The 24,602-nt window shown below is 72.1% G+C and carries 30 protein-coding genes and 1 pseudogene; 21 read left to right on the top strand and 10 right to left on the bottom strand.

What is annotated here, in order from left to right; translation table 11 throughout:
* Positions 1 to 120: 120 nt before the first annotated feature.
* Together ABD140_RS12990 and ABD140_RS12985 are read left to right on the top strand one after the other, a co-directional pair.
* Entirely contained in the window at positions 121 to 516 is a 396-nt protein-coding gene (locus ABD140_RS12990; RefSeq protein ID WP_344240305.1) for a DUF485 domain-containing protein, read from the top strand.
* A complete protein-coding gene (locus tag ABD140_RS12985) occupies positions 513 to 2,198 on the top strand; it encodes a solute symporter family protein (RefSeq protein ID WP_344240303.1) in 1,686 nt (561 codons plus the stop codon). Before ABD140_RS12990 ends, ABD140_RS12985 begins: the two co-directional genes overlap by 4 nt.
* A gap of 30 nt (positions 2,199 to 2,228) precedes the next feature.
* Here the strand turns inward: ABD140_RS12985 and ABD140_RS12980 are convergent, their stop codons facing one another.
* Positions 2,229 to 3,110: an NAD(P)-dependent oxidoreductase gene (locus tag ABD140_RS12980; protein WP_344240301.1), complete on the bottom strand. Its 882-nt coding sequence runs from the start codon at positions 3,108 to 3,110 to the stop codon at positions 2,229 to 2,231.
* Positions 3,111 to 3,201: 91 nt separating this feature from the next.
* On the opposite strand from ABD140_RS12980, the gene ABD140_RS12975 reads away from it, so the two are divergent.
* Together ABD140_RS12975 and ABD140_RS12970 are read left to right on the top strand one after the other, a co-directional pair.
* Positions 3,202 to 3,531: a winged helix-turn-helix transcriptional regulator gene (locus tag ABD140_RS12975; RefSeq protein ID WP_344240299.1), complete on the top strand. Its 330-nt coding sequence runs from the start codon at positions 3,202 to 3,204 to the stop codon at positions 3,529 to 3,531.
* Positions 3,532 to 3,789: 258 nt separating this feature from the next.
* Positions 3,790 to 3,921: pseudogene (locus tag ABD140_RS12970) on the top strand (response regulator transcription factor); the annotation flags it as partial.
* On the opposite strand, the gene ABD140_RS12965 reads toward ABD140_RS12970, so the two are convergent.
* From ABD140_RS12965 to ABD140_RS12955, 3 genes are all read right to left on the bottom strand, one after another.
* A complete protein-coding gene (locus ABD140_RS12965; protein ID WP_344240297.1) occupies positions 3,885 to 4,382 on the bottom strand; it encodes a MarR family winged helix-turn-helix transcriptional regulator in 498 nt (165 codons plus the stop codon). The pseudogene ABD140_RS12970 and the gene ABD140_RS12965 overlap by 37 nt on opposite strands.
* Before the next feature lie 38 nt (positions 4,383 to 4,420).
* A complete protein-coding gene (locus ABD140_RS12960) occupies positions 4,421 to 4,816 on the bottom strand; it encodes a ribosomal maturation YjgA family protein (protein ID WP_344240295.1) in 396 nt (131 codons plus the stop codon).
* A gap of 109 nt (positions 4,817 to 4,925) precedes the next feature.
* Positions 4,926 to 5,288 (bottom strand): DUF3817 domain-containing protein, encoded by a 363-nt coding sequence (locus tag ABD140_RS12955; protein ID WP_344240293.1) that lies wholly within the window; start codon positions 5,286 to 5,288, stop codon positions 4,926 to 4,928.
* A 242-nt stretch (positions 5,289 to 5,530) separates the two neighbouring features.
* On the opposite strand from ABD140_RS12955, the gene ABD140_RS12950 reads away from it, so the two are divergent.
* On the top strand, positions 5,531 to 6,148 hold the full coding sequence (locus ABD140_RS12950; protein ID WP_344240291.1) for an ATP-dependent Clp protease proteolytic subunit: 618 nt from the start codon (positions 5,531 to 5,533) through the stop codon (positions 6,146 to 6,148).
* The gene (locus tag ABD140_RS12945; RefSeq protein WP_344240289.1) at positions 6,145 to 6,735 is read left to right on the top strand and encodes an ATP-dependent Clp protease proteolytic subunit; all 591 of its coding nucleotides are present in this window, start codon (positions 6,145 to 6,147) and stop codon (positions 6,733 to 6,735) included. Before ABD140_RS12950 ends, ABD140_RS12945 begins: the two co-directional genes overlap by 4 nt.
* Before the next feature lie 21 nt (positions 6,736 to 6,756).
* On the opposite strand, the gene ABD140_RS12940 is transcribed toward ABD140_RS12945, so the two are convergent.
* Entirely contained in the window at positions 6,757 to 7,125 is a 369-nt protein-coding gene (locus ABD140_RS12940) for a helix-turn-helix domain-containing protein (RefSeq protein ID WP_344240287.1), read from the bottom strand.
* Between the two features lie 253 nt (positions 7,126 to 7,378).
* On the opposite strand from ABD140_RS12940, the gene ABD140_RS12935 reads away from it, so the two are divergent.
* The 4 genes from ABD140_RS12935 to ABD140_RS12920 all read left to right on the top strand — a co-directional run bounded on the left by ABD140_RS12935 (position 7,379) and on the right by ABD140_RS12920 (position 10,825).
* Positions 7,379 to 7,693, top strand: coding sequence for a YciI family protein (locus ABD140_RS12935; RefSeq protein WP_344240436.1), 315 nt, complete (start codon positions 7,379 to 7,381; stop codon positions 7,691 to 7,693).
* The gene (locus ABD140_RS12930; protein WP_344240285.1) at positions 7,690 to 8,982 is read left to right on the top strand and encodes an RNA polymerase sigma factor; all 1,293 of its coding nucleotides are present in this window, start codon (positions 7,690 to 7,692) and stop codon (positions 8,980 to 8,982) included. Before ABD140_RS12935 ends, ABD140_RS12930 begins: the two co-directional genes overlap by 4 nt.
* 324 nt (positions 8,983 to 9,306) lie before the next feature.
* Positions 9,307 to 9,942, top strand: coding sequence for a maleylpyruvate isomerase family mycothiol-dependent enzyme (locus ABD140_RS12925; protein ID WP_344240283.1), 636 nt, complete (start codon positions 9,307 to 9,309; stop codon positions 9,940 to 9,942).
* Between the two features lie 247 nt (positions 9,943 to 10,189).
* Positions 10,190 to 10,825: a nitroreductase family protein gene (locus tag ABD140_RS12920; RefSeq protein WP_344240281.1), complete on the top strand. Its 636-nt coding sequence runs from the start codon at positions 10,190 to 10,192 to the stop codon at positions 10,823 to 10,825.
* A 100-nt stretch (positions 10,826 to 10,925) separates the two neighbouring features.
* On the opposite strand, the gene ABD140_RS12915 is transcribed toward ABD140_RS12920, so the two are convergent.
* Positions 10,926 to 12,734: a serine/threonine-protein kinase gene (locus ABD140_RS12915; RefSeq protein ID WP_344240279.1), complete on the bottom strand. Its 1,809-nt coding sequence runs from the start codon at positions 12,732 to 12,734 to the stop codon at positions 10,926 to 10,928.
* Positions 12,735 to 12,895: 161 nt separating this feature from the next.
* Here ABD140_RS12915 and ABD140_RS12910 point away from each other — a divergent pair, with 161 nt between their 5' ends.
* From ABD140_RS12910 to ABD140_RS12890, 5 genes are read left to right on the top strand one after another with little or no spacing between them, the layout of a single operon-like run.
* A complete protein-coding gene (locus tag ABD140_RS12910) occupies positions 12,896 to 13,348 on the top strand; it encodes an SseB family protein (RefSeq protein ID WP_344240277.1) in 453 nt (150 codons plus the stop codon).
* Positions 13,345 to 13,668 (top strand): DUF6317 family protein, encoded by a 324-nt coding sequence (locus tag ABD140_RS12905; RefSeq protein WP_344240275.1) that lies wholly within the window; start codon positions 13,345 to 13,347, stop codon positions 13,666 to 13,668. Before ABD140_RS12910 ends, ABD140_RS12905 begins: the two co-directional genes overlap by 4 nt.
* Positions 13,669 to 13,683: 15 nt before the next feature.
* Positions 13,684 to 14,499: a hypothetical protein gene (locus tag ABD140_RS12900; RefSeq protein WP_344240273.1), complete on the top strand. Its 816-nt coding sequence runs from the start codon at positions 13,684 to 13,686 to the stop codon at positions 14,497 to 14,499.
* 10 nt (positions 14,500 to 14,509) lie between these two features.
* On the top strand, positions 14,510 to 14,848 hold the full coding sequence (locus tag ABD140_RS12895; RefSeq protein WP_344240271.1) for a hypothetical protein: 339 nt from the start codon (positions 14,510 to 14,512) through the stop codon (positions 14,846 to 14,848).
* Between the two features lie 48 nt (positions 14,849 to 14,896).
* A complete protein-coding gene (locus ABD140_RS12890; RefSeq protein WP_344240269.1) occupies positions 14,897 to 15,508 on the top strand; it encodes a TetR/AcrR family transcriptional regulator in 612 nt (203 codons plus the stop codon).
* A 6-nt stretch (positions 15,509 to 15,514) separates the two neighbouring features.
* Here the strand turns inward: ABD140_RS12890 and ABD140_RS12885 are convergent, their stop codons facing one another.
* Entirely contained in the window at positions 15,515 to 15,880 is a 366-nt protein-coding gene (locus ABD140_RS12885; RefSeq protein ID WP_344240267.1) for a DoxX family protein, read from the bottom strand.
* A 121-nt stretch (positions 15,881 to 16,001) separates the two neighbouring features.
* Between ABD140_RS12885 and ABD140_RS12880 the strand changes: the two genes are divergently transcribed.
* The 3 genes from ABD140_RS12880 to ABD140_RS12870 all read left to right on the top strand — a co-directional run bounded on the left by ABD140_RS12880 (position 16,002) and on the right by ABD140_RS12870 (position 18,619).
* Positions 16,002 to 17,066, top strand: a complete 1,065-nt coding sequence (locus tag ABD140_RS12880; RefSeq protein ID WP_344240265.1) for a phosphotransferase family protein — start codon at positions 16,002 to 16,004, stop codon at positions 17,064 to 17,066.
* Positions 17,063 to 17,662: a TetR/AcrR family transcriptional regulator gene (locus ABD140_RS12875; protein WP_344240263.1), complete on the top strand. Its 600-nt coding sequence runs from the start codon at positions 17,063 to 17,065 to the stop codon at positions 17,660 to 17,662. Before ABD140_RS12880 ends, ABD140_RS12875 begins: the two co-directional genes overlap by 4 nt.
* An 87-nt stretch (positions 17,663 to 17,749) precedes the next feature.
* Positions 17,750 to 18,619, top strand: a complete 870-nt coding sequence (locus tag ABD140_RS12870) for a serine/threonine-protein kinase (RefSeq protein WP_344240261.1) — start codon at positions 17,750 to 17,752, stop codon at positions 18,617 to 18,619.
* A 97-nt stretch (positions 18,620 to 18,716) separates the two neighbouring features.
* Here the strand turns inward: ABD140_RS12870 and ABD140_RS12865 are convergent, their stop codons facing one another.
* Positions 18,717 to 19,484: a pirin family protein gene (locus ABD140_RS12865; protein WP_344240259.1), complete on the bottom strand. Its 768-nt coding sequence runs from the start codon at positions 19,482 to 19,484 to the stop codon at positions 18,717 to 18,719.
* A gap of 103 nt (positions 19,485 to 19,587) precedes the next feature.
* On the opposite strand from ABD140_RS12865, the gene ABD140_RS12860 reads away from it, so the two are divergent.
* Entirely contained in the window at positions 19,588 to 20,061 is a 474-nt protein-coding gene (locus ABD140_RS12860; RefSeq protein ID WP_344240257.1) for a MarR family winged helix-turn-helix transcriptional regulator, read from the top strand.
* A 16-nt stretch (positions 20,062 to 20,077) separates the two neighbouring features.
* Here the strand turns inward: ABD140_RS12860 and ABD140_RS12855 are convergent, their stop codons facing one another.
* Positions 20,078 to 21,334 carry a metallophosphoesterase gene (locus tag ABD140_RS12855; RefSeq protein WP_344240255.1) on the bottom strand — a complete coding sequence of 419 codons (1,257 nt, stop codon included), beginning with the start codon at positions 21,332 to 21,334 and terminating at the stop codon, positions 20,078 to 20,080.
* 257 nt (positions 21,335 to 21,591) lie between these two features.
* On the opposite strand from ABD140_RS12855, the gene ABD140_RS12850 reads away from it, so the two are divergent.
* Positions 21,592 to 22,419, top strand: a complete 828-nt coding sequence (locus ABD140_RS12850) for a DUF1206 domain-containing protein (RefSeq protein WP_344240253.1) — start codon at positions 21,592 to 21,594, stop codon at positions 22,417 to 22,419.
* Here ABD140_RS12850 and ABD140_RS12845 read toward each other — a convergent pair.
* Positions 22,406 to 23,536 carry a PucR family transcriptional regulator gene (locus tag ABD140_RS12845; protein WP_344240251.1) on the bottom strand — a complete coding sequence of 377 codons (1,131 nt, stop codon included), beginning with the start codon at positions 23,534 to 23,536 and terminating at the stop codon, positions 22,406 to 22,408. The two genes, ABD140_RS12850 and ABD140_RS12845, sit on opposite strands and share 14 nt — an antisense overlap.
* A gap of 126 nt (positions 23,537 to 23,662) precedes the next feature.
* On the opposite strand from ABD140_RS12845, the gene ABD140_RS12840 reads away from it, so the two are divergent.
* Positions 23,663 to 24,592: a proline dehydrogenase family protein gene (locus ABD140_RS12840; protein ID WP_344240249.1), complete on the top strand. Its 930-nt coding sequence runs from the start codon at positions 23,663 to 23,665 to the stop codon at positions 24,590 to 24,592.
* Positions 24,593 to 24,602 lie beyond the last annotated feature (10 nt).

Genomic DNA, 24,602 nt, shown 5'->3' with positions numbered 1-24,602 from the left:
AAGCGCGCACTCATAGTTATCGTTTGATCTCGATACGGAGTCGATGGTGCGCACTGCTAGGGCGGGGAGGTCGGCATGGCCGGGTATTCGGCGCCGCGACCGCGGCGGGGAAGTGAACAGGTGGGCGGGTATGAGTGCTCCATCATCGTCGGGGACCGTCGGTTCCGGCTGCTGAGGAGCCGGTTCCGGCGGCTCATCGCGGTGCTCCTCGTGGTTTTCCTGGGGTGGTACCTGCTCTACATCGGGCTGTCGGTGTTCGCGCGGGGGTTCATGGCGCGGCCCGTGGTCGGGAACGTCAACGTGGCGCTGGTGTTCGGGATGCTGCAGTTCGCCTCGACGTTCCTGCTGGCCTGGTACTACTCGCGTTACGCGCGGCGGAGGCTCGACCCCCTGGCGGCGCAGATCCGCCAGGAGGTGGAGCGGCGGCGGGAGGCGTACGCGCGGATGATGGCCGAGCGCGGGCGGATGGACGACTGGTTCCCGGCCGACGAGCAGGCGGGCAGGGGGCAGGCGTGATCTCCGCGACCGGCGACGGGCGGACGCTGACCCTCGCCCTCTTCGTCGTCTTCATCGTCATCACGCTCGGCGTGACGTTCTGGGCGCGCGCCAACACCCGCAGCGCCGACGACTTCTACGCCGGGGGCCGGATGTTCTCCGGGGCGCAGAACGGGGTGGCGCTCGCCGGCGACTACATGTCGGCCGCGTCGTTCCTGGGCATCGCGGGGCTCATCGCGCTGTCGGGCTACGACGGCTTCCTGTACTCGATCGGCTTCCTGGTGGCGTGGCTGCTCAGCCTGCTGCTGGTCGAGATGATGCGCAACGCCGGACGCTTCACCATGGCGGACGTCTTGTCGTACCGGGCGCGCAGCCAGCCGAAGGTGCGCACGGCCGCGGCCGTCTCCACGGTCACCGTGTCGGTGTTCTACCTGCTGGCCCAGATGGTCGGCGCGGGCGCGCTGGTGTCGCTGCTGCTGGGCGTGCACTCCGGCGGGACGTTCCTCGGCGTTTCCGGGGAAGCCGCCGAGGTGCTCACCATCGTCGGCGTCGGCGTCATGATGATCTTCTACGTGATGTTCGGCGGGATGAAGGCCACCACCTGGGTGCAGATCATCAAGGCGGTGCTGCTCGTCGCCAGCACGGTCGTGCTGACCGTGCTGGTGCTCGGCCGGTTCGGCTTCAACCCCAGCACCATGCTGGGCGCCGCCGCCGACGCCAGCGGCTCCTCGGGGTTCCTCCAGCCCGGCGGGCGCTACGGGCAGGAGGTCCAGGGCGACACCGTGCGCACGGTCCTCAACAAGCTGGACTTCATCAGCCTGGCGCTCGCCCTGGTCCTGGGCACGGCGGGCCTGCCGCACATCGTCGGCCGGTTCTTCACCGTCCCCGACGCCCGCGCCGCGCGCCGCTCGGTGAACTGGGCGATCGGCCTCGTCGGCGTCTTCTACCTGATGACGCTGGCGCTGGGCTTCGGCGCCGCCGCGCTCGTCGGCGAGAAGGCCATCTCCGCGCAGGACCCGGCGGGCAACACCGCGGCGCTGCAGCTCGCCCACGAGCTCGGCAGCCACCTGGGCGGCAGGCTCGGCGGCGAACTGCTGCTGGCCTTCATCGGCGCGGTCGCCTTCGCGACGATCCTCGCCGTCGTCTCCGGGCTGGTGCTGGCCTCCTCCACCTCCCTGGCGCACGACTACTTCGGCCATGTGCTGATGCTGGGCCGCCCGCGCGAGTCGCAGGAGGTCGCCGTCGCCCGGGTCGCGGCGCTCCTCATCGGCCTGCTGGCGATCATGCTGGCGGTGGTGGCGCGCAACCTGAACGTCGCGTTCCTGGTGGCCCTGGCCTTCGCCATGGCGGCCTCCGCCAACCTCCCCGCCATCACCCTGTCCCTGTTCTGGAAGCGCTTCACCGCGACCGGCGCCCTCGCCGGGATCTACGGCGGCCTCGGCAGCAGCTTCCTCCTGGTGCTGCTCTCCCCCACCGTCTCCGGCAAGACCGACCCGGAGACCGGCAGGAACCTCTCCCTGCTGCCCGAGGGCATCGACTTCCAGCTCTTCCCGCTGGAGAACCCGGGCCTGGTCTCCATCCCCTTCGGCTTCCTCTGCGCGGTCCTCGGCAGCCTCCTGAGCCGCGAGAAGGCCGAAGCCCAGAGCTACGACGAACTCTCCGTCCGCTCCCTCACCGGCCTGGGCTCCCACCGCCCGTCCTGACGGACCGGCGGGCGGTTCAGCGGGCGGGGTTCAGCCGACGAGCAACTCGATGACTCCCGTCGCGTCCTCTTCGCCGTGTCCGTCGGCGACCCGGCGCTCCATCAACGCCATGTACGGGGTGAGGAGTTCCGGGGTGACGCCCTGCTCCTCCGCCGTGCGCAGGAGCGTCCCGTCGCCCTCGACCATCATGGCGAGGTTGGAGACCACGTCCCGCGTGTAGTCGCCGCTCTCCAGACGCGCGGCCTGCTCGTGGACGCCCTGCGCCATGGCGTTGAGCCAGTCGACGAGCAGCGGGGCGAGGCTCGTGGGCGCGATATCCGACTTGCGGATCAGGGCGAAGGCGTGCGCGACACCGGCGAACATCCCCGTCATCGCGCTCAGCAGGGCGACGTCGTGCAGGGAGGCGGAACCGGGGTCCTCACCGGTGTACTCGGCGCCGGCCGGGACCGACAGCGTCGCCCGGTGCTCGTCGAACAGGGCGCGCGAGCCGCTGTAGAAGACGTACCCGCCGGACTCCGGAACGCCGATCATCGGCGGGATGGCCATGATCCCGCCGTCCAGGAAGCGGGCGCCGCGCTCCTCGGCCCACCTGGCGCGGGCGCGGGCCTCGGCGGGCGTGCGGGTGGTGAGGTCCACCAGGTCCTTGCCGGTCAGATCGATCCCGTCCAGAGCCTGCCCGACCGAGGCGTCGTCGAGGAGGCACACCACCACGAGACCGCTCGCGGCCACCGCCTCGGCCGCCGTCGCGACGGGCTTCGCCCCCTCGGAGGCCAGCGCGTCGGCCTTGCCCGGCGTGCGGTTCCAGACGGTCGGCCGCATCCCCGCGGCGAGCCAGGCGCGGACGAGCGCCGTCCCCATGGCCCCGAGTCCCAGGACGGTGAGCGGAGAATGCTCGAAAGTGTTGTCGTTCATGCGCTCTAGGCTGGTCAGAAGCCCGGAAATGATCAAGTACGCACTTTGAGGTGCGCACTCACCTCGAGGTGAGCGAGCAGGTGGAGGCACCATGACGGTCCCGCGCAGGCCGGGAATGTTCATCTGCGGAATCGACGCCGCGATGGACGTGATCGGCGGGAAGTGGAAGGTGCTGATCCTCTGGGAGCTGACGGAGGGTCCGCGGCGCTTCGGCGAACTGCGCAGATCCCTACGGGGTGTGTCCGAGAAGGTGCTCGCCTCGCATCTACGAGAACTGGAGGCCGACGGCATCGTGCACCGCGTGGCCCATGACGAGGTGCCTCCCCGCGTCGAATACTCGCTGACCCCGCTCGGAGCGTCGCTGAACGAGGCCCTGGAACCGCTCGGCGCCTGGGGCCGTGAACACGTCCTCGGCAGGTGAGAGCGTCACTCCTGCGAGGGCCCCGGGAAATCGACGACTCTGCGGGTGATCGTCGGCCTGGACCGGCCCACCGCCGGGAGTGCGACCGTCTGTTGCTGGAGCCCGGGGCTGTGCAGGGCGGGCGGCCTTTCACCATCTGCTGTGGCTCGCCTACTCCAACGGGATCGGCGAGCGCAGGGTGCGGGAGGTGCTGGAGCGGGTCGGGCTCGGGAACGCCGGAGGCGGAGGATCAGCGGATTCTCGCTCGGGATGACGCAGCGGCTGTTCGTCTCGGAGCAGACGGTGAAGACGCATGTGAGCCGCCTGCTGGGCAAGCTCGGGCTGCGCGATCGCACCCAGGCCGTCGTCTTCGCCTACGAGAGCGGGCTCGTCCGGCCCGGGGCGTCGTGACAGGGGGCCGCGTGCTCCCGGACCCGGGTGATGAGCCTGCCGCTCACCTCCAGGAAGGTGTCCAGTTCCTGGGCGGGGATGTCGGAGAAGAGGCGGAAGGCGTTCTCGCCGAAATCGTCCTGGGCTCTGTTCATCGTCTCGGCGCCCTTGGCGGTCAGGGAGACGAGCATCGCGCGGCGGTCGTTCGGGTGGCGTCTGCGGGTGACGTAGTCGTCGGCCTCCAGGGCGTCGACCAGGCCCGTGATGTTCCGGGGGGTCACGCCGACCAGGTCGGACAGCTCCCGCTGCGTCACGGGACCCCGATGGTGCAGCACCCACAGCACCGACGCCCTCGCCCGTGACAGGCCGTGCTCGGCCAGGCGCCGCTTCACGAACGCGGCGGTGGCCTCGGTCAGTTCGAGCAGGCGCTCGAACGCGCATCGCGCCACGTCCCGAGACCGTTCGTCATCCAGCAGCTTCACTGTGTCGCACCCTCCATTATGGAGAATAACGTGTGAGCTCAGGGGGCGGCCTCCGGGAGCGGGCCGCGCCGCGTCCACGCGTGGACGGCCGCGACGAGTCCCGCCCCGAGGATATAGGGGAGGAGGTCAGGGGCGTGGAAGGTCGAGCCGAACACCAGGCGTGCGAGGAAGCTCTGCTCCGCCCACTCCGCGGGCCACGGCGTCAGCTGGAAGAACTCCACCGCCCAGCACACGCCTGCCGTCGAGGCCAGGAGGAGAAGGGGCTTCATGCGCGGGAGGATCAGCAGGATCAGCAGGCCGATGAGGCACGCGTAAAGCGCGCCTCCGGCGTACTCCCCGGCCTTCCCGAAGCCGATGAGAGTGACCCCGAGTCCCGTCGCGAGGGTCACCGCGATCCCCACCAGCACCGCAAGCCGAAAGCGCAGGGTGTTCATGGCCTGATGAGATGACCGCGGCCCTCCTCCGGTTCGGTCTTTCCGGCACAAGAAGCCTTCCCGGCACAAGAAGAAGGGCCCCGGCTTCCGCCGGGGCCCTTCTGGGAGATCAGGCTTTCGCGGAGTCCGCCGCCGGGACCGCGGCCGGGACCTGCGGGGTGAGGCGGCCGCTGCGGCGCGCCCACACCTCGAAGACCACGGTGGCGAACGGGGGGACCGCCGCGACCAGGGCGAGGACCGTGGTCCAGAAGAACGACCACTTCAGGCGGACCGCGGCCAGGATCGCCACGACGCCGTAGAGCATGAACACCCCGCCGTGCAGCGGGCCGAAGATCTTGACGCCCAGCTCGGTCGTCTCGGGCACGTACTTGAAGTACATGCCGATCAGAAGCCCCGCCCAGGTGAACGCCTCCACGGCCGCGATCACCGAGAAGGCGCGAACGATGAGGCGGTCCCAGCCCTTGTCAGTCACTTCAGGTCCTCTCAGGGGTATGTGGTCGCCGGAAGAACGGCGGGAAGTACCTCGCGCGGGGCTCGGGGGTCGTCAGCACGGCGAAGCCACCGCCAGGATAAGGGCGCTCTCCGGCAGCACCGCTCCGGGGCCGGTGATCGCGGAGAGCGTCATTTCTCTGCTGACGGCAGAGATCCCTGGGCGCCGTCCGGCGGGCGGCCTAGCGTCGGCCGCAACACCGCACCGAGTACCGGGGAGAGACCATGCACACCGCCTCCGAAGGGCCCGCCATCGGCGGATCGCTCGACGACCAGCTGGCCGGACGGCTGCTCCAGCAGCGCATCATCGTCCTGGGCACCGAGGTCGACGACCCGGTGGCCAACCGGATCTGCGCGCAGCTCCTGCTGCTGTCGGCCGAGGACCCGCGCAGCGACATCAGCCTCTACATCAACTCGCCCGGCGGCTCCGTCAGCGCCGGGCTGGCGATCTACGACACGATGCGGCTCATCCCCAACGACGTGAGCACGCTGGTGCTGGGGCTGGCCGCGAGCATGGGGCAGTTCCTGCTGACGGCGGGGACGGCCGGCAAGCGGTTCGCCCTGCCGCACGCCCAGGTGCTCATGCACCAGGGGTCGGCGGGCTTCGGCGGCACCGCCGCCGACATCGAGATCTACGCCGGGCAGCTGGAGCGCATCGGAAGGCTGATGACCCGGCTGACCGCCGAGCACACCGGGCAGCCCGAGGAGAAGGTCGAGCGGGACAGCAGGCGCGACGCCTGGTTCAGCGCCGGCGAGGCCCTGGAGTACGGGTTCATCGACCACATCGTGGAACGCGTCGACGACGTCCGCCCGTCGCTCGTCCGCCAGAAGGTGGGGCTGTGATGAGCCAGTACATGATCCCGACCGTCGTAGAGCGCACGTCCTCCGGGGAGCGCGCCTTCGACATCTACTCGCGGCTCCTGGCCGAGCGCATCATCTTCATCGGCACCGAGATCGACGACGGCGTCGCCAACGTGGTGATGGCGCAGCTCCTCCACCTGGAGTCGGTGAGCGGGGACGTCGACATCAACCTGTACATCAACTCTCCGGGCGGCTCGTTCAGCGCGCTGACCGCCATCTACGACACCATGCACTTCGTCAAGCCCGACGTGGCGACGACGTGCATGGGGCAGGCCTCGTCGGCGGCCGCCGTCCTGCTGGCGGCGGGGACGCCCGGCAAGCGCGCCCTCCTGCGCCACGCGAAGGTGATGCTGCACCAGCCGTCCGGCCAGGCCCGCGGCACCCTGCCCGACCTGGCCGTCCAGGCCCGCGAGGTGGCGACGGTCCGCGCCGAGATGGAGGAGATCCTCAGCCGGCACACCGGCCACCCGGTGGACAAGATCCGCGAGGACACCGACCGCCACCGCACCTTCAACGCGGCCGAGGCCGTCGACTACGGCCTGGCCGACCAGATCATCATCACCCGCTGACCGGCCCCGCGGCCGGGCGGGTCAGGCGGCGAGGCAGTAGGTGTCGCCGGACCTGCGGGCCGGGCGGGCGGTACGGCGGCCGAGTGCGACGTCCAGGCGGATGACGCGTTCGCGGCGGACGCGGTCGGCCGCCAGGTCGCGGCCCACCTCGGCCAGCACGTCGGAGAGCTCGACGCGCAGGGCGTCGCAGACGGCGGCGAGCACCTCGGAAGAGGCCTCCTTGCGGCCCCGCTCCACCTCTGAGAGGTAGGGCATGGAGACCTTCGCGGCCCGTGCCACGTCCTCCAGGGTGCGTCTCTGCTCGCGGCGGTTGCGGCGCAGCACGTCGCCGAGCATCGTCCGCAGCAAGGGGCGGGGTTCTTCTTCGCCACTGACGGCCGGACCCTGCATGCGTCTCTCCTCTTCCGCGCGGCTGCTTTCTTCAGCTGTATCCCGGCGTGCGGTGGCCGGAAAGACCTTTTCGCCTCAGGCGTAGGGCTTCGGGCGGGCCGAGTCCCGCGGCTCGGGTTCTCCACAGATGGCGGGCGGGGGCTCCGGAGAGGGGCGGGGTCCGGCACGATCGGTCACGGGAGCGCCGTCCTTTTCCCGGGGCGCCGTTCGTCGTCATGGCGACACCGAGATTCCGGAGGAACCCGTGAAGTACATGTTGTTGATCTGCGGAGACGAGTCCGCCGCGGAGCACGCCGACGAGGGCTGCGGCGGCTGGTCGGAGGAGATGCTGGAGCGGGGCGTCCTCCAGGGCGGCAGCGGTCTGCGGCCGCCGTCCGAGGCGACGACCGTCCGGGTGCGCGACGACGAGGTGCTGCTCACCGACGGGCCGTTCGCCGAGGCCAAGGAGCAGATCGGGGGCTACTGCATCATCGAGTGCGCCGATCTCGACGAGGCGGTCGAGATCACCTCGCGGCATCCGGCCGCGGGCTACGGCACGATCGAGATCCGGCCCCTCTGGGAGCCGTGAGCGCCCCGGACGACGCCCGGTCGGCGGTCGCCGCGGCCTTCCGCGAGGAGTGGGGCCGGGTCGTGGCGGCCCTGATCCGGGCGACCGGCGACTGGGACCTGGCCGAGGAGTGCGCCCAGGAGGCCTTCGCCCTGGCCCTGCAGCGCTGGGAGTCCGAGGGGGTGCCCCGCCGTCCCGGCGCCTGGCTCACCACGGTCGCCCGCAACCGCGCCGTGGACCGGATCCGCCGCGCCGCCGTCGGCGAGGCGAAACTGAGGGAGGTGGCCGCCGCGGCCCCGTCCGGCGACGCGCGGTCCGGCGGCCGGCCGGACGACGCGATCCCCGACGACGTGCTGCGCCTGATGTTCACCTGCTGCCATCCGGCCCTCGCGCCGGAGGCGCGGGTCGCCCTCACCCTGCGCGCCCTCGCCGGCCTGACGACCGCCGAGATCGCCCGCGCCTTCCTGGTCACCGAACCGGCCATGGCCAAACGCCTGACCAGGGCCAAGCAGAAGATCAAGCACGCCGCCATACCGTTCCGCGTCCCCGGGCCCGCGCAGCTCCCCGACCGGCTCAGGGCCGTCCTGGGCGTGCTCTACCTGTTGTTCAACGAGGGCTACACGGCCTCCTCCGGCGACGAGCTCGTCCGGCGGAGCCTCACCGCCGAGGCCGTCCGCCTCGCCCGCGTCCTCACCCGCCTGATGCCCGACGAGCCCGAGGCCGCCGGCCTGCTGGCCCTCATGCTCCTGCACGACGCCCGGACCCCCGCCCGCACCGGCCCCTCCGGCTCCCTGATCCCCCTGGAGGAGCAGGACCGCACCCGGTGGGACCGCGACCGGATCGAGGAGGGCGTGGCACTCCTCGACCGGACGCTGGCCCGCCGCTCCCCCGGCCCCTACCAGGTCCAGGCCGCCATAGCCGCCTGCCACGCCACCGCCCGCACCCCCGCCGACACCGACTGGCCCCAGATAGCCGCCCTCTACGCCCACCTGGCCCGCCTCACCCCGTCCCCCGTCGTCGAGCTCAACCGCGCCATCGCCATCGCCATGGCCGACGGCCCCGCCGCCGCCCTCCCCCTCCTCGACGCCCTCGACTCCTCAGGCGCCCTCGCCGCCCACCACCTCCTCCCCGCCACCCGGGCCGACCTCCTCCGCCGCCTGAACCGCCCCGCCGAAGCCGCCACCGCCTACCGCCAGGCCCTCGCGCTCGCCCCCACCGCCCCCGAACGCCACTACCTCGCCCACCGCCTCGCCACCCTCCCCCACCCCGACGCCCGCTCCCCCGACCCACCGCACATCCCGTCCACCTGATCCACCGTCCACCTGGCCCACCACGCACCCCGACCACCTGATCAACCGCGCATCCCGCCCTCCCGATCCACCGTGCATCTCATCCGCGATCTCCCCGCTGCTCCTCTATCTGGGCCCGCCGTCCTTCCCCTCCGTGTCCTCTCTTCGCCTCCGCTCACCGCTCGTTCGGAGACGCCTTCTCGGGGGTGCCGTTCTGCGTTGTCTCGCGCAGAAAGACGAAATTCGTGGTGGAGGGGGTGTCCTGCGGCGAGGGGTCCGTTCGTCGGGGGGATGACGGATGTGAACGGGCACCGGGATCGGGCGCCGGACGCGAGGGAGGACAGCGTGGACGTGGGCGAGGCGGAGACCAGGGATCAGATCGCGGGTGAGAGGGAGGAGCTGGCGGAGTTGTTGGGCGGGCTTCCGGCGGAGGCCTGGGACGCGCCGAGCCTGTGCGAGGGGTGGCGGGTGCGGGAGGTGGTCGCGCACATGACGATGCCGTACCACTCGTCGACCGGGAGGTTCTTGAAGGGGATGATCCGGGCCCGGGGCGACTTCAACCGCATGGCCGACCGTTACGCGCGGCAGGACGCCGAGAGGTACACGCCGGAGGAGTTCACCGCGATGTTGCGGGAGAACGCCCGCTTTCCCTGGAAGCCCCCGGGCGGCGGTTATGCGGGGGCGCTGTCCCATGACGTGATCCACGGTCTGGACATCACCGTGGCGCTGGGGCTCGACCGCCGCGTCCCCCGCGAACGGCTTCTCATCGTCCTGGGGGGCTCGGACTCTCCGCGCAGCCGGAAGTTCTTCGGTACGGATCTGACCGGAGTGCGCCTCCAAGCCGACGACATGGACTGGTCCCTGGGCTCTGGCCGGCCCTTGAGCGCCCCCGCCCAGGATCTCCTTCTCGTCCTGTGCGGCCGCCGGCTTCCGCCCGGTCACCTCCATGGCGCCCCTGCTCCCCGCTTCACCGCCCCCTGACCGCTCCCTGACCGCCCGCGGGCGGTCAGGGAGCCGGGACGGCGGGACGCGGTGCCGGGCGGGGTGCGGCTTTCGGCGGACGGAGGGGCTGTCCCGGGGTGGTTGATCCTTTTATGATCGACTCGGGGGCGGTGACGGGCCGTCCCCGTTCGCGTTCATGGCACGACACCTTCGGAGCCGCCGCATGTCCTCTGCGCAGACCGGTCCTTCCGCCTTCAGTGGGGAAGGCGCGCTTCCCCTGTCGGGGTTGGAGCTTCTGACGACCACGCGCGCCGTGCGCAAGCGGCTGGATCTCGAACGGCCCGTCTCCGACGACGTGTTGCGGGAGTGCGTGCGGATCGCGCTTCAGGCGCCTGCGCCGTCCAACCAGATCTCGGTGCGCTTCGTCGTCGTCACCGATCCCGAGGTGCGGCGGAGGCTCGGTGAGCTCTACCAGGCCGGGTACGACGTGTACCGGCAGCTGGACGGCATCTACATCGGGAGCATCGCCAAGGAGGGGGCCGAGCGGGAGCAGCAGGAGCGGACCGCGGTCTCGGCGGACCGGCTCGCCGAGATCATGCCGGAGGTCCCGGCCATCGTCGTGGGCTGCGTGGCCGGGCGCGCCGACGGCCTGGGGTCCTGGGTGACGGCGTCGCTCCTCGGCGGGGCCATGCCCGCGCTGTGGTCGTTCATGCTCGCCGCGCGCCTGCACGGCCTGGGCACCTGCTGGACGTCCGTGCACCTCCAGCAGGAGAAGGCGGTCGCCGAGCTCCTGGGCATCCCCTTCGACGGCGTCACCCAGGTGATGCTCACCCCCGTCGCCCACTACACGGGCGAGACCTTCAAGCCGGTCGACCGCCCCGACCCCGACACCGTCATCCACTGGAACCGCTGGCAGGACTGACCCGCCCGAAACCACCGGAGGACCCGCCCGCCGGGGACCACCGGCAGGACCGACCCGCCGGAACCGCCGGCGGGGCCGATCCGTCGGTCGTCGGGCGCGGTCATTCCGCTGGGTAGACGCGCAGGACCTTTCCCTTGGCGTCGGCGGCCAGGTAGCCGCCGCCGTGCTCGTCGGCCAGGTAGACGAGCATGGCGGGTCTGCCTCCGCCGAACGTCCAGGCGGGGTCGATCGTGATGTAGCGGTTGTCGGGGTCGGGGACGTTGAGTTTCCGGTCGGCGGTGCGCAGGAGGCGGGGGACGGTGCTCCAGTCGAACGCGCGAAGGCTCATGGAGTTCCCGTCGCCGCTGCCGCTTCCCTGCCGCTGGACCTTGCCGTTCCGGTAGAGGTACCTGTCCGCCGCCTTGCTCCTGCCGGGCACGGGCACGTCCGCGTAGGCGTACTCCTCGTAGACGCTGAAATCGGTGAACCGGTCGTTTCCCGTCGCCTTCTCGAAGGCGTCGATGACGCCGCGGATGCCCGCCGGAGTCAGCAGGGTCGCGGGCCGCCCGCCCTCCCCGGGAGGATCGTCCTCGGCGGCCGCCGCGGGCGCGGACCGTGAAGGCTCGGGCGCGGAAGGCGGCACATCCGCCCCGTCCACTCCGTTTCCCTCGAATTCTTCCAGCAGCGTGCCGCCGCCGAACATCAACGCGAGCACCAGCCCCCCGGCTCCGACGAGCATGAGCGGCGCCCGGCGCCGAGGCGCCGCCGCGGAAACCGGACCCGCCGGATGAGTGGCCGGTCCCCCCGGGAAGACGGCCCCACCCGCAGGATGCGTGGACGGCCCGCCGGGAAAGGCGGCCCCACCCGCAGGATGCGCAGAGGATCCACCGGAGAAGGCGTCCCCGCCCGCCGAAAACGCGGACGGGCCGCCTGGAAAAGCACCCGCAGGATGCCCAGACGACCCACCGGAGAAAGCGGCCCCGCCCGCAGGAAACGCGGACGGGTCGCCCGGAAGGGCGGCACCACCCGCAGGGTGGGTGGGTCGGCCGGCCGGGAAGGCGGGCGGGGTCGGGGGAGCCGTCGGTTCCGGGTGGGCGGGGGGTGCGGTTTCGGCGCGGGCGAGGAGCTGGTCCAGGGCGGGGGCGTCGGGGCGGGCGGACGGGTCGGGGACGAGGAGGGCGGCGAGGGCCTCGGTGAGGGGGCCGGCGTGGCGGGGGGCGGGGATCCGCGCGGTCATGACGGCGGCGAGGGTGGCGGCCAGGGTGGTGCGGCGGACGGGGTTGTGGCCTTCGACCGCCACGTACAGCAGCATGCCGAGGGACCACAGGTCGGAGGCGGGGTCGCCCTCGTGGCCGTGCAGGCGCTCGGGGGCGATGTACTCGGGGGAGCCGACGAGGCCTCCCGTCGCGGTCACCCGTGACGCCTCTTCGAGGACGGCGATGCCGAAGTCGGTGAGGACGGGGCTGCCGTCGGCGCGCAGCAGGACGTTCCCCGGTTTGATGTCGCGGTGGCAGATGCCCGCCCGGTGCACGGCCTGGAGCGCCGCGAGGACGCCGCGGCCCGTCCGTGCCGCCTCGGCGGGGGTCATGGTCCCCCGGGCGAGGCGGTCCTGGAGGGATTCGCCGCGGACGAGCTCCATGACGAGCCACGGGTACGGCATGTCCGGCTCATCGATGATGTGGTGGATCGTCACCACGTGGGGGTGGTCGATCCGCGCCAGCGCCCGCGCCTCCCGCAGCACCCGTTCCCGGTACATCCCGGCGAGCGCCTCGTCCGGCGGCGCCTCGCCGCCGCCCGGGCGCACCTCCTTGAGCGCGACCTCCCGGTGGAGCGCCAGGTCCCGCGCGCGCCAGACCGTTCCCATCCCGCCGCTGCCGAGCCGCGCCAGCAGCTCGAAACGGCCGTCCACCACGTTCCGCCCGGAAGTCACGCGCAAAGCCTAGAGCCCGAATCCTCCATCTTTCAGGACGAGTTATCCGAAACAAGATCGAAAGTCGTTGAACGCCGCCGACCCCTCCCCTAAACTTTCCGCGCAAATTACAACGTTCCCTCCCTTCATCCAGCTACCCCATCGTGTTGGAGGTTCCGGTCTTGGCGGACTCCGTCCCCCCGCGTTCTCTGGACTCCCTGCTGAACCAGAGCACCCCCTACGCTCCGCAGAGCCAGGAGGAGCAGGCACGGCGGCTGGCCGCCGCGAGCCCGGCGGGCGCCGCCGACCCGGGCGCGGCGCCCGAGCGGTCCGCCCCGCGGCCCGAGCGGCACCTGTCCGAGCTGTCCACGGCCTTCGTCCCCACGGTCCGCGAGGCGGGCCCGAACGACCGGCCCGAGTACCAGCTGCGGGAGATGGTCGACGGCACCGCGGGCCTGGCCGTCTACACCTCGCTGGAGCTCCTCAAGGAGCGGCTCGGCGCGGACCAGCCGTGGGCCGAGGCACCGCTGATCGAGCTCCTCTACATCGTGGGCAGGGACAAGATCGGCGTCGTCCTCAACCCGCACCTCATGACCGACGAGGCGACCGACGAAGCAGCGGAAGGCACGGTATGAGCTCCGAGATCAACGTCGTCTACGCCGACATCCTCGACTCCTCCTCCGTCTTCAAGACCCAGGGGGCGAACTACGACAAGATCGTGCCGAAGGACATCGGCGCCGTCCCCCAGGTGACCGAGTCCTCGCTCGGCGACGCCATCACCCGGGTCCTGGAGGCCATCTCCACCCTGCACGACTCCCTCGGGTCCTCCATGCAGATCCACGGCGACAAGCTGAAGGCCGTCCACGACCGCTACCGGGACACCGAGGACGACATCGACGACCTCATGCGGAGCATCGACGACCCCTCGACCATCCAGCCGCGCGTGGGCTACTGACCTCAGGAGAGCGAGATGGCACCGAAAGAAGCGGCTCCCGTCCCCGCCGGCGTGCAGGCGGTCGGCGAAGACCTGTCCCTCGGCGTGGACATCCGCGGCCTGGCCGCCCTGGCCAACAAGCTCTACGGCTACGTGCCGCCGAGCGAGGAGGTCGTGGACGCCATCGAGAAGTCCGTGAAGAAGCTCGTCACCGACGCGGGCTGGAAGGGCGACGACGCCAACAACTTCCAGGACGCCTGGGGCGAGGACGCCTCCGACGCCAAGAAGCTCTCGATGTTCACCGAGGACGCCGCCTTCGAGCTCGACCAGCTGGCGACCGCCCTCTCGGAGCTCCAGCTGTCGATCAACGACCGGGCCGGCGAGTTCAAGACCAAGGCCCAGGCGGCCAAGGAAGACGACCCCATGGCCAGCCAGACCGCCGAGAACGAGGCGTACCGGATCTGGATCGACGGATTCCACCAGGCGCGGAAGCTCCAGAAGGAGTGCGCCGGACGCCTGGTCGGCCTCTACTCCGGCGGCGAGGACGGCTGGTCGGTCATGAACACCACCAAGACGCTCTCGGACGACAAGAACCTCTCGCAGGGCCTGCGGGACCGGCTCAACCACGTCGAGGACGAGCTCGACGACGGCCTGCCCGACGACGACTTCGACTGGGCGGGCTTCGCCGGCTGGGTCGGGGGCGGCGCCGGGATCGGCGCGGCCATCGGCGCCCCCTTCGGCGGCGTCGGGGCGCTGCCGGGCGCCACCGTCGGCGGCCTCATCGGGCTGGGCGCCGGTGTCGTGGTCGGCGGCGGCGGCTGGCTCGTCGACCAGATCGACGACTGGTTCTGACGGGACGCCGGTGAATCCTCTTCTCAGCGCCGTCGGCCCCCTCTGCCTGGGCCTCCTGTGCGTCATCTCCGGCGCCCGGCTCAGAAGGGGCCTGGGCGACGTCCAGGCCTCCCGCAGGGACCGCGTCGCCGCGGCCCGCGTCCCCCTGGAGGTGCGCGTCCGGGCGGGCAACGCCGGACTGCTGCTCGGGGCGTCCTTCCTCGCCCTCGCAGCCCTCTGCCTCGACCCCGGCCCGTTCATCCTGGCGCCGATCGTGCTCTGCGTCCTCCTCGGCTTCCCCTTCTACTCCCGCCACAAGGCGCTCCGGGAGGCCGCCGAGGAGGCGCTGCGGGCGGATCGGGCCGGCTGACGAGAGCCGGACACGCTCCGCACCCGGCGATTACCTAGAGTAAGAGCCATGGAGGATGCGGAGCGGGAACGGATCATCGCCGTGGCGATACGGCTGTTCGCCGACCTGGGGTTCGACGGAACCCCGTGGCGGCTGATCGCCGACACGTCGGGGATCGGCGTGGAGGAGCTGACCGAGCGGTTCGGGAGCAAGGCGATCCTCTACCGGGAGGTGATGCTGCGGATCCAGGCGGCCGAGCGCGAGGCGCTGGAGGCGGCGACCGCCACGTTCACCCCGACCCGGCAGGGGGTCATCGACCTGGTCGACGCCTACCTGGACTTCCACGTCGACCACCCCGAGATCATCTCCCTGTGGCTCCAGCGCTGGATGGGGGACGCCGCCGACATCCCCGACATGGAGGAGCAGGTGCGCTCCCTGTCGGCCATGATGGCGGCCGCGGTGCAGGACGTGGCGGTGCCCGACATCGACCCGGAGTACCTGATCTGGACGATCGTGTGGTGCGTGCACGGGTTCCTGTCCGGCGGCATCCAGCATCCCGGCCCCCACCGCTACCACGCCCGCGGCGAGCCCCTCGGCATGGAGGCGCTGCAGCGGTTCCGCGCCCACCTGCACGCCCTGATCACCCGCATCACGGTCCCGCAGGGCGGCGGGCTCGGCTGACCGGCGTCATTCCGCGTCGCGCGCCACCTTCAGCGCCCACAGGAAGAGCGGGATCTGGAGCGGCAGCCGGGCGTAGGCGACGGTGCGCAGCGGGGCGGGGCGGGTCCGCCAGTCGATCGCCATCTTGATGTTCGCCGGGAAGACCGCGGCGAACAGCCCCGCCGCCGCCAGCGCCCCGAGCTTCCGCGTCCCGGGGGCCGCCACGGCCGCGGCGCAGGCCAGTTCGGCGACGCCGCTGAGGTACGTCCAGGTGCGCGGCCCGCCGGGCAGGCTCTGGGGGACGATCCGGTCGAACGGGCGGGGCGCCGCGAAGTGCAGGGCTCCCATGCCCGCGAGCAGAGTCACCAGATTCCGCGTCGAGGCAGCGTTCATGCGCCCATTGTTCACTTCTTGGACGGAGGAGAGAAGAACGGCGGGGCGAACTCGTTGTGGCGACACGTACTGAGCGCCCGGTATGTTACGGCGGACGGAACCGAGCTCCGGGAGGCAGAACGTGGCGGGACCGATGACGGCCGGAGAGCCGCGCGCCGAGGACGCCTTCGACGTGGAGGCCGTGCACCGCTGGCTGTCCGAGCGCCTTCCCGGCCTGCCGGGGCCGCCGGAGGTGCGGCAGTTCGGCGGCGGCTCGTCGAACCTGACGTTCCTGCTGGCCTACCCCGACCGGAAGCTGGTGCTGCGCCGCCCCCCGCACGGCCGGAAGGCCGCGTCCGCCCACGACATGGGCCGCGAGGTCACCGTCCAGCGCGGGCTCGCCCCGTTCTGGCCGATGGTGCCGCGGGTGTACGGGTTCTGCGAGGACCCCTCGGTGATCGGCGCCGAGTTCTACGTCATGGAGCACCTGGCCGGCGTGATCCTCGGCGCCGACCTCCCGCCGGGCGTCGAGCTCGGCCCGGCGCGGGCGCGCGCCCTGGGCGAGACGGTGATCGACACCCTGGCCGACCTGCACAGCGTGGACGTCGAGAAGGCGGGGCTCGCCGCGCTCGGCAAGGGCCCGGGGTACGTGCGCCGCCAGATCGAGGGCTGGTCGCGGCGCTGGCTCGGCGCGGCCACCGACGACGCCCCCGACGCCGGGCCGCTGCTGGCCTGGCTGGACGAGCGGCAGCCCGACGACGTCGCCGCCCGGATGCTGCACGGCGACTGGAAGCTCGACAACCTCGTGCTCGACCTGGACGGCCCCGACCCGCGCGTCGTCGGCGTCCTGGACTGGGAGATGGCCACCGTCGGCGACCCGCTGATGGACCTGGGCGCGTCCATGGCCTACTGGGTCACCGCCGACGACGACCCCTTCTTCGCCCTGCTGCGCCGCCAGCCCTCCCACCTGCCCGGCATGCCCACCCGCGAGGAGATGGTCGCCCGCTACCTGGCGCGCACCGGCCTGCCCGGGGACGGCTGGGTCTTCTACGAGGTCTACGGCCTGTTCCGCCTCGCGGTCATCGCCCAGCAGATCTGGGCGCGCTACCGGGCCGGGCAGACCACCAACCCCGCCTTCAAGGACTTCGGCTCCGCCGTCGCCGTCCTCGTCGACCGCGCGACGCGGCTGATCCCGGGGCGGGGATGAGCGGCGGCACGGCGGTGCGCGGGGAGGGCCGCGAACGCATCCTCGCCGCGGCCACCGACCTGTTCGCCCGCCAGGGGTACGAGGCCACCGGCACCCGGCAGATCGCCGAGGCCGCGCAGGTCACCAAGGGCGCCCTCTACCACTGGTTCGACTCCAAGCAGCATCTGCTCATCTGCATCTACCGCGACCTCCTCGCCGAGCAGACCGGCAGGCTGGCGTCCATCGCCGCCGGCGACGCCCCCGTCGGGCGGCGGCTGCACGACGCGGTGTTCGACCTCGTCGAGCACGTCGCCGAGCACTTCGAGCCGCTGACCGTCTGGGCCCGTTCGACGCACCTGCTGGACGGCGAGCCGGCCGAGGCGATCCGCGCCGACCGCCGCCGCTACCACCAGATGTTCCGCGGCCTCCTGGCCGAGGGCCAGGAGGCCGGCGCCGTCCGCCGCGACGTCTCGGCGAGCGTCATGGCCCACGGGTTCCTCGGCACCGTCAACAACGTCCACACCTGGTTCGGCGCGGACGGCCCGCTCACCCACCGGCAGGTGGGACGCCAGCTCGCCGTGCTCTTCCTGGACGGGCTGCGGCCGCCGAAGCGATGATCACCACTTCGTCCCCCGACAACCCGTCACGGCGGACTTGACGCATTCCAGCACGGTTCCCGCGGGCGATTCAGTAATCTGCCCCCCATGGGAGTGGTCGGGACCTGGCGCGTCCCCGGATACGTCGAGGTGCGGGAGCTGGGCAGCGGGCCGGGAAGACGCACGGTCCTGGTCCGGCACCGCAGCTCCGGCAAGCCTTATGTCATCAAGTACCTGGCCTCGACGAACCCGGCGACCCGCGGCAGGTTCGAGGACGAGTCGGCGCTCGTCCAGCAGATCTTCAGCCCGTACGTGGCGCGCTGGTACGGGCACCTGGACGAGGGCCCCGTCTCGGCGATCCTGCTGGAGGCCGTCGACGGCGTCCCGCTGCGGGACGTCCTCACCTGGCACGGGCACCTGTCGCCCGAGGCGGCGCTGGCGGTGCTCAAGAGGTCGCTGCTGGGGCTGCAGGAGGCGCACTCCCGGGGCGTGGTGCACCGCGACTGCAAACCCGCGAACATCCTGGTGCGCCGGAACGGGCTGAGCAAGCTCGTCGGCTTCGGCGTCAGCACGCTGGCCGGGGAGCGGCGGCACTCGGGCACCCCCGCCTACACGGCGCCGGAGCAGTGGCTGAACGCCTCCGCCGTCCCGGCGACGGACGTCTACGCCGTCACCTGCGTCTTCTTCGAGTGCCTCACGGGCCGTCCGCCCCTGGACGGCACGCTGGAGGCACACCTGTCGACGCCGGTCCCCCTCGACCACGTGCCCGAGCCGCTGCACGACCTCGTCCTCAGCGGCCTCGCCAAGAGCCTCCTGCACCGCCCCTCCAGCGCGGCGGCCTTCGCGGCCGACGTGGAGAAGCGCGCCCTGGCCCTCTACGGACCCGAGTGGGAGCGCCACGGCATCACCCTCCTCGGCGGCCTCGCCGGCAGCCTGGCGCCCCTCCTTCCGGAGGCGGAGCCGGACCCGGCCCGCTGAATCCGGAGCCGGCCCGCTGAGACCGGGCCGGATCCGTTGAAGCGGGGCCGGATTCCGAAGCGGGGCCGGGTCCGCCGCTCCGTCGGGGGCGTGCGGCTCAGGCCGCGATGGCGGCGTGCATCTCCCACACCAGGATCTCGGCGTCCGCCGCGGCGGTGACCCGCTGGCCGCCGGTGGCGGTGAGGCGCACCGCGTCCCCGGTGCCCAGGGCTCCGGCGCCTTCCAGGTTCACCTCGCCGCGCGGGACGAACAGGTGCAGGTAGGGCGCCTCGGGCAGCTGCACGCTCTGCCCGGCCTGGAGGCGTGCGGCGTACAGGCCCGCGTAGCGGTTCTTGATCCGGATGGCCGCGGCGTCGCGGTGCTTGTCCATGCCGGACGCGACCGGCACGAGGCCGCCCTTGAGGAGCTCGTCGCCGATCTCCAGCTGCTCGTAGCCGGGCGCGATGCCCGCCTCGTCGGGGACGACCCACATCTGCACGAAGTGCACCGGCTCGTCGTGGGCGTCGCCGCCCTGCAGCCGCCAGGAGTCGTTCTTCTCCGAGTGCCGGATGCCGGTGCCCGCGCTCATCCGCTGGGCGAGGCCCGGGTAGATGACGCCATTGTGCCCTTCGGAGTCCTGGTGGACCAGCGAGCCCTGGAGCACCCAGGTGACGATCTCCATGTCCCGGTGCGGGTGGGTGTCGAAGCCGGTGCCGGGCCGCACGACGTCGTCGTTGTTGACCAGCAGCACGCCGTGGTGGGTGTTGGCGGGGTCGTGGTGGTGGCCGAAGGAGAAGGAGTGCCGGGAGGTCAGCCAGCCGGCCTCGGTGGGGAAGCGCTCGGCCGAGCGGCGGATGTCGACCTGCGGGGTCGGGGTGCCTGCCATCGTGCCCTCCTGGAAAGATGACGTGTCATGTACCTGCCCCAACATATCCGCCCCGTCGCTCATTCCACAAGATGACATGTCATCCAACGGCTAGAGTGCGAGCATGAGCGACATCCGGTGGCTGGACGACGACGAGCAGCGCGCCTGGCGTGCCTACCTGCGCCTGCAAGGGAGCCTCGGCGCGGAACTGAACCGGCGGCTCCAGGCCTCCTCCGGCCTGTCCCTCGCCGACTACGACGTCCTCGTCCGCCTCACCGACGCCCCGGACGGCAGGCTGCGCCCGTACGAGCTGCAGCGCGAGCTCCACTGGGAGCAGAGCCGCCTCTCCCACCACCTCGGCCGCATGCAGAAACGCGGCCTCGTCCGGCGCGAGGAGTGCGACGAGGACAGGCGCGGCGCCTACGTCCTGCTCACCGAGGCCGGCCGCGAGGCGATCACCCAGGCCGCCCCCGACCACGTCGAGACCGTCCGCCGCCTCTTCATCGACGCCCTGTCGCCCGAGCAGCTCCGCGCCCTGGAAGGGCTCGCCGTCCAGGTCCTCGCCCGCCTGGAGGACCCCGCCGGGGAGAGGGCCTGACGGCGCGCGGCCCGGCTCAGGCCTGCCGGGAGGCGAGCTCGATCACGGTGATGTCCGAGGGCGCGCCGACCCGGACCGGCGGACCCCACGCGCCCGCGCCCCGGGAGACGTACAGCTGGGTGTCCTCGTAGCGCTCCAGCCCGGCCAGGGTGGGGTTGGCCAGCCCGGCGACGTAGTTGAAGGGCCACAGCTGCCCGCCGTGGGTGTGCCCGGACAGCTGGAGGTCCACGCCGTGGCGGACGGCGTCGTGGACGACCACCGGCTGGTGGGCGAGCAGCACGGCGGCGCGCGTGCGGTCGCGGTCGCCCAGGGCGCGGGCGAAGTCCGGGCCCTGCCCGTCGTCCTCGCCCGCCACGTCGTTGACGCCGGCGAGGTCGAAGCCGGGCAGCTCGACGCGGGCGTTGGGCAGCAGGCGCAGGCCGAGCCCCTGGACGTGCTCGACCCACTGCCCCGCGCCGGAGATGTACTCGTGGTTGCCGGTCACGAAGTAGGCGCCGTGCCGGGCGCGCAGCCCGGCCAGGGGCGCCACGGCCGGCGCCAGGTCCTCGACGTTCCCGTCGATGAGGTCGCCGACGACGGCGATCGCGTCCGGCTGCGTCGCGTTGATCGTGTCGACGACCCGCTGGGCGAACCCGCGGCCCAGGACCGGGCCGAGATGGATGTCGCTGACGACGGCGATCCGGAAGCCGTGCGCGCCGCGCGGCAGCTTGGCCAGCGGGACCGTCAGGCGCTTCACCTTCGGCCCGCGGAGCGTTCCGTACGCGCCGTACCCGACCGTTCCGAGCGCGGCCGCCGTGGCCGTGCCCGCCACCACGCGGGAGACGAAGAGCCGCCGCGAGGGCTCCTCGGCGTTCTTCGGCTCGCCGGCCGGGGGCTCCGCCGCCTCCGCCGGGGGCGCCTCCCCCGCCGGAACCGGCACGAGCTCCGGCACCTTGGCCTCGCGCGGCGCCTCCTTCCCGCGCGTCAGCCGCATCAGCAGCGGCCGGACCAGCTCGCCGACGGCCAGGGCCAGCAGGAGGTACAGGAAGACGGCCAGCCACAGGTAGCCCGGCCAGGCGATGACCCGCACCACCTCGAACGGCAGCACCGTCCGCCCGCCGACGAAGGTGGCGACGACCAGCAGCGGCAGCGCGATCATCGCGATCCGCCCCGTCCGCCGCGCGACCGATCCGGGAGCCGTCGTGTCCCTGACGAGCCGCCGCCACACGTACCAGTGCAGCACCCCGATCAGCGTCAGGATGACGACCGCGACCAGCACGAAGACGACGAACACGACAACACCGTTCTTTTGGTCCAGGGGGTGGGGCGCGGTGGGGAAGGCCTCGCGAGGCGACTTCCGTGCGCGCCTTCAGGAGAACGCCCCCGTCTGTTCTCGGGTTCCCATATGTGGACGATCTCAATCACTTCCCGGCAACGGCGGACGTCACGGCGCTCCGCCACCCCCGCTGACCAGGGAAGAAAGCACTATGTGTGCGTTTTCATATAAGTTTGTACGTTTTAGTGAAAATTCCCACGGGCACAAGTCGGCGCATGGTGAGTACTCCGCAAAGACAGGCCAAAGAAGCGTCTCAGAGTAAGACGACCGGACTGCTCGCACGGCTGGGACTGGCCGTACGCGGGCTCCTCTACCTGCTGATAGGGCTGCTCGCCCTGCGTATCGCCTTCGGTTCCGGCGGAGGCGAGGAGGCCGACAACTCGGGCGCCGTGCAGACGCTGGCGCGGCAGCCGGGCGGGGAGATCCTGCTGTGGCTGGTCGTCGTCGGGCTGGCGGGACTGACGGTGTGGCGGCTCGCCGAGGCCGCGTTCGGAGCGGCCGGCCTCGACGGGCACAAGGCGTCCGAGCGGCTCGGCTCCCTGGCGCGCGGCGTCTTCTACGCCTTCCTGTTCGTCACGACCCTGCTGTTCACCCTCGGCGCCGGCGACCAGAAGTCCAGCGACTCCCAGTCCAAGGACCTCACCGGCCAGGCCATGCACGACATCCCCGGCGGGCGCTGGCTCGTCCTCCTCGTCGGGATCGGCCTCATCGCCGTCGCGGGCCTCATGGCGTGGCGCGCCCTCTCCGACAAGGACTTCATGGACAAGCTCACCGTCACCGGCAGGGCCCGCGAGATCGTCGAGAAGCTCGGCATGGTCGGCTACACGGCGCGCTCCACGGTCTACGTCGGCGCCGGTGTCTTCCTCGCCTACGCCGCCCTCACCTTCGACCCCGACAAGGCCAAGGGCATCGACGGCACCCTCCGCGAGCTGGCCGACGCGCCCGCCGGGCCCTGGCTCCTGACCGTCCTCGCCCTCGGCCTCGCCGTCTTCGGCGTCTACTCCTGCTGCGAGGCCCGCTGGCGCCGCGTCACCCCCGGCTGACCTCCCCCGAGGCGTTCAGGCGGAACGCCTTGAGGGCCAGGTGGAGGAGGAGGCGGTCCGCGCCGGACTCCAGGTCCAGGCCGGTGAGCGCCTCGATGCGCGACAACCGGTAGTACAGCGTCTGGCGGTGCACGGACAGGGCGGCGGCCGCCCGCTGGACGTGGCCGGCGTGGTCGAGATAGACCTCGGCGGTGTGCAGCAGGACCGCTCGGGCCGGGGCCAGCAGCGGGAGCAGGACCGGGTCGGCGAGCGGGACTCCGGGAGCGGGTGCGGGCAGCTCGGCGATCAGCCGGTAGGCGCCCAGCCCGCCCCAGTCGGCCACCGGGCCCAGCCGGGGTTCGGCACGTGCCGACCTCAGCGCCAACCGCGCCTCCCGCCAGGAATCCGCCGCCTCCGACAGCCCGGCCCGGCCTCCTCCCACTCCGGCGAGCGCCCCGGGGTCCGCGAGGAGGGACATGGCGGTGGCGCAGGCGGGAGAAACGTCCGCGGGATCCGCCAGCGGGACGAGGAGCGCCAGCCCGTCATCGCCCCGGTACGTCAGGACGTCATGCGAAAGCCGCGCGGGAACGCGGCCGGGAGCCGGACTCACCACGGCGACCGCGACCGGCACCGCAGCGGCCGGATGCGCCATGGCGGTGAGCGCGCGGGCTCCCTCGGCACGTTCGGCGGCCGAAGCCGACAGCAGCCGGGCGAACGCGCGCGGCGCCGCCTGCCCCTTCCAGACGTCTGCGGCCAGCAGCTCCCCCGCCTGGGCCGCCAGGTCCATGGCCTGCGCCAACCGGGGGTCGCCGAGATCCACGGACCCGTCGTCCAGCAGCCACAGATAGCCGTAGGCCTCGTTCCCGTGCCGCGCCGGAAGGCACAGCCGGGCGCGCACGCCCGTGGCGGGATCGGCGGGGGTGCGGACCGGCTCCGCGGCCCGGGCTATCCCGAAGCCCTCGAACCAGGCACGGACCTGCGCGGAGGAGCGGCGGCTGAGGATCGAGCGGGCGCGCACCGGGTCCAGCTCGTCCTCGTGGGAGCTGAAGGCGATGAGCGTGAACTCCCTGTCCTCCAGCGTCACCGGCGCCCCGAGCAGCCGCGACACCTCGTCCACGAGGCTCTGATAGTCGATCACCCCACCTCCCTTCAGACAAATGTATGACGGATCCCGCGCCAGGTCATGACCGCTGTCGATGGCCGCCCCGCACCGCGGAACCTAGGTTCGAAGCAGCCGCATCCACCGCTTCACCTGGAGGCCACCGTGCTCGGACCTCTGCTGCTGGCCGCCTCCGGCAGCGACCGGATCCGCCGCTTCGTCAGCGGCGCCCCGATGACCCGTCCCGTCGTCGACCGGTTCATCGCGGGCGACGCGCTGCCCGACGCCCTGGCGACCGTGCGCGCCCTGGCCGCCCGGGGCATCGACGTCACCCTCGACCATCTGGGCGAGGACATCACCGAGGTCTCCCAGGCCCACCGGAGCCGCGACGCCTACCTCGCCCTGCTGGACGCGCTGGGCGCCGAGGGGCTGGGCGACCGCGCCGAGGTCTCGGTGAAGCTGTCGGCGTTCGGCCAGTCCCTGCCGGGCGGCCGGAGACTGGCCCTCGAAGGCGCCCGCGCGGTCTGCGCGAAGGCCGCGGAGATCGGCACCACGGTGACCCTCGACATGGAGGACCACACCACCGTCGACTCCACCCTGGCGATCCTCGCGGAGCTGCGCCGCGACTTCCCCCGCACCGGCGTCGCCGTCCAGGCCGCCCTGTTCCGGACGGAGCAGGACGTCAGGGCGCTGGCCTCATCGGGTTCCCGGGTCCGCCTCGTCAAGGGCGCCTACAAGGAGCCCGCCTCGGTCGCGCACCAGCGCAGGCAGGACGTCGACCGCGCTTACGCGCGCTGCCTGAACACCCTCATGGCCGGCGAGGGCTACCCGATGGTCGGCTCCCACGACCCGCGCGTCATCGACCTGGCCCTGAAGCTGGCCGAGCGCTACGGCCGAGCGCCCGACTCCTATGAGTTCCAGATGCTCTACGGCATCCGCGACGGCGAGCAGCGCCGCCTTGCCGCCGAGGAGGGCCGCCGGGTCCGCGCCTACATCCCCTACGGCTCCGACTGGTACGGCTACTTCATGCGCCGCCTGGCCGAACGCCCGGCCAATCTCGCCTTCTTCCTCCGTTCCCTCCTCACCCGCGCCTGATCGGAGATCC

This window comes from Actinocorallia libanotica, assembly GCF_039525175.1.
In the GTDB taxonomy this organism is placed as follows: domain Bacteria; phylum Actinomycetota; class Actinomycetes; order Streptosporangiales; family Streptosporangiaceae; genus Actinocorallia; species Actinocorallia libanotica.
Note: the sequence above shows the minus strand (reverse complement) of the source record. Positions and strands in the feature narration are given on the sequence as shown.